The organism is Streptomyces himastatinicus ATCC 53653 (assembly GCF_000158915.1).
Taxonomy (GTDB): domain Bacteria; phylum Actinomycetota; class Actinomycetes; order Streptomycetales; family Streptomycetaceae; genus Streptomyces; species Streptomyces himastatinicus.
This window is the reverse complement of the sequence record NZ_GG657754.1, coordinates 2,768,498-2,771,365: the sequence shown is the minus strand read 5'-3', so window position 1 is coordinate 2,771,365 and position 2,868 is coordinate 2,768,498. Positions and strand designations below refer to the sequence as shown.

Genomic DNA, 2,868 nt, shown 5'->3' with positions numbered 1-2,868 from the left:
GTGATCGCCGTATCGCTCGCCGCCGAGCTGGACCTCGGGCGGGTGGAGCGCTTCGTGGCGCTCGCCTGGGAGAGCGGCGCGCAGCCGGTCGTGGTCCTCACCAAGGCGGATCTGGTGGACGATCCGGTCGCGCTGGCGCACCTCGTCGCCGACACCGGGACCTCCGCCCCCGGGGTGCGGGTACTGCCGGTCAGCGCCACGACCGGGCAGGGGGTGGAGGTGCTGGCCGCGCTGCTCGCGGCCGGGACCTCCGTCCTCCTCGGCCAGTCGGGCGCGGGCAAGTCGACGCTGGCCAACGCCCTGGTGGGGGAGGACGTCCAGGACGTACGCACCATCCGGGACAGCGACGGCAAGGGGCGGCACACCACGACCACCCGCAATCTGCTGCCGCTCCCCTCGGGCGGTGCGCTCATCGACACCCCCGGGCTGCGCGGCGTCGGGCTGTGGGACGCGGAGGGCGGGGTGTCGCAGGCGTTCGCCGAGATCGAGGCGTACGCCGCGGACTGCCGCTTCCACGACTGCGCGCACGAGACCGAGCCGGGGTGCGCGGTGCTCGCCGCGGTCGAGGAGGGTTCGCTGCCGCCCCGGCGGCTGGACAGCTACCGCAAGCTGCTGCGCGAGAACGCCTACCTCGCGGCCCGCACCGACGCCCGGCTGCGGTCCGAGATGCGGCGGGAGTGGAAGCAGCGGCAGGCGCTCGGCCGCCACATGGTCGAACGCAAGCGCGGACCGCAGCACAAGCCGTAGCGCTGCGCGGCGCCCGCGGGTGTCCGATTCGGGTGGCCGTCGGTGGGGACTCGACGGGAGGATGGGGGAAGCGTCATCCCAAAGTCGGGCACACCGTCGGCAGTCGGCACGGTCCGCTGTCGGCAGAGAGCGGGTCGCGATGAACTCCGGTGCGGATGAGTACGACGTCGTCGTCCTGGGCGCGGGCCCGGTCGGGGAGAACCTGGCCGACCGGGCGCGCGCTGCCGGGCTCTCCACGGCGATCGTGGAGAGCGAGCTGGTCGGCGGCGAGTGCGCGTACTGGGCCTGCGTCCCCAGCAAGGCGCTGCTGCGCCCCGTCATCGCGCGCGCCGAGGCGCGGCGTACGCCCGGGGCGCGGCAGGGCGCGGAAGCGCCGCTGGACGTGGCCGCCGTCCTCGCCCACCGCGACGCCTTCGTGTCGAACTGGAAGGACGACGGCCAGGTCGGCTGGCTCGACTCGGCGGGCATCGACCTGGTCCGCGGCCATGGGCGGCTCGTCGAGCCGTGCCGGGTCGCGGTCACCCAGCCGGACGGGCAGGAGCGCTTCCTGGTCGCCCGGCACGCCGTGGCCGTCTGCACCGGCAGCCGCGCCGCGCTGCCCCCGCTGCCCGGTCTCGCGGAGGCCCGCCCGTGGACCAGCCGGGAGGCGACCAGCTCGTCCACCGTGCCGCGGCGGCTGGCCGTGGTGGGCGGCGGGGTGGTCGCCGCCGAGATGGCCACCGCGTGGAGCGCGCTGGGCTCCGAGGTGACCATGCTGATCCGCGGCCCGGGGCTGCTGGAGCGCATGGAGGCGTTCGCGGGCGAGCTGGTGGCGGAGTCGCTCGCCGAAGCGGGCGTGAAGATCCGTACGGGGACGTCCGCGACGGCCGTACGGCGCGACGGCGCGCAGGGGCCGGTGACGCTCACGCTGGACGGCGGGGAGACCGTCGAGGCCGACGAGGTGCTGTTCGCCACCGGCCGCGCCCCGCGCACCGACGACCTCGGCCTGGAGACGGTCGGGCTCACGCCCGGCGGCTGGCTGGACGTGGACGACACCTGCCGGGTGCGGAACGTGCCGGGCGGCTGGCTGTACGCCGCGGGCGACGTCAACCACCGCGCGCTCCTCACCCACCAGGGCAAATACCAGGCGCGGATCGCGGGCGCGGCGATCGGCGCCCGCGCCCAGGGCGTACCGCTGCTGGAGACGGACCGCTGGGGCGCCCACGCGGCGACCGCGGACCATGGCGCGGTGCCGCAGGTCGTCTTCACCGACCCGGAGGTCGGCGCGGTCGGGCTGACCGCCGAACAGGCCGAGGCCGAGGGCCGCAGCATCCGGGTCGTCGACTACGACATGGGCCAGGTCTCCGGCGCCGCCCTGTACGCGGACGGCTACCGCGGACGCGCCCGCATGATCGTCGACCTGGACCGGGGCCATCTGATCGGCGTGACGTTCGTGGGGCCGGGCGTGGGGGAGCTGCTGCACTCGGCGACCGTGGCGGTGGCCGGTGAGGTGCCGATCGAGCGGCTGTGGCATGCGGTGCCGTCGTTCCCCACGGTGAGCGAGGTATGGCTGCGGCTGCTGGAGGCGTACCGGGGGTAGGCGGACCCGGGCCGGGGGCGCGGCTCCGGCGTTCTGTGCCGGAACTCCGTACGGCGGTGCGGGCGTCGGGGTGCTGCCCCGGCCGGGGCCGGGGCCAGCGGTGCCTTTCCGGCGGCCGGGGGCCTCGCACGGCGATGCGCCGATGACCGGGGCACGCTCGGGTGATCCGGCAGCGCAGCGGGGCGCACCCGACGGCGCGGGGACGGGCCGGGCGCCCTTTCGGGAGCCCCGGAGACCATCGCGTGGTGTTCGCGTGAAGCTCCCCTGTGGACAATATGGGGATGAGCCAGCAGGGGGACGACCGACGCCGTCAGGAAAACGACTGGTGGGGCGAGTTGTACGACCCCGCGCGGGCCGACGCCGGGCCCGCCGCCGCGGCCGATTCGGTGGACGAGCGCTTCGATTCGGCGTCCCGCACCCTCGGCGGCAGACGGCCGGCCGGTGGGGACCAGCGGCCCGCCGCGGGGGCTCCCTGGGGCCCGCCGGAGGGCGGGCGTGAGCCGGGCGGTGCCGCGCCGGGCCCGGGCGCTGCGGCGGGAGGT

Annotated in this window: 2 protein-coding genes and 1 pseudogene; all 3 read left to right on the top strand. The window is 76.2% G+C overall.

All coding sequences use genetic code 11. From position 1 onward, the window contains the following. Nucleotides 1-747: ribosome small subunit-dependent GTPase A (gene rsgA, locus SSOG_RS11105; RefSeq protein ID WP_106516382.1), on the top strand; the 747-nt coding region annotated here is incomplete at its 5' end. Between the two features lie 139 nt (nt 748-886). Then, nucleotides 887-2,326, top strand: coding sequence for a dihydrolipoyl dehydrogenase family protein (locus SSOG_RS11100; RefSeq protein ID WP_009714314.1), 1,440 nt, complete (start codon nt 887-889; stop codon nt 2,324-2,326). A 281-nt stretch (nt 2,327-2,607) separates the two neighbouring features. Continuing rightward, nucleotides 2,608-2,868: pseudogene (locus SSOG_RS53435) on the top strand (protein phosphatase 2C domain-containing protein); the annotation flags it as partial.

Coding starts and splice junctions, on each gene's coding strand:
- SSOG_RS11100 (WP_009714314.1), top strand. CDS start 887: ATGAACTCCGGTGCGGATGAGTACGACGTCGTCGTCCTGGGCGCGGGC.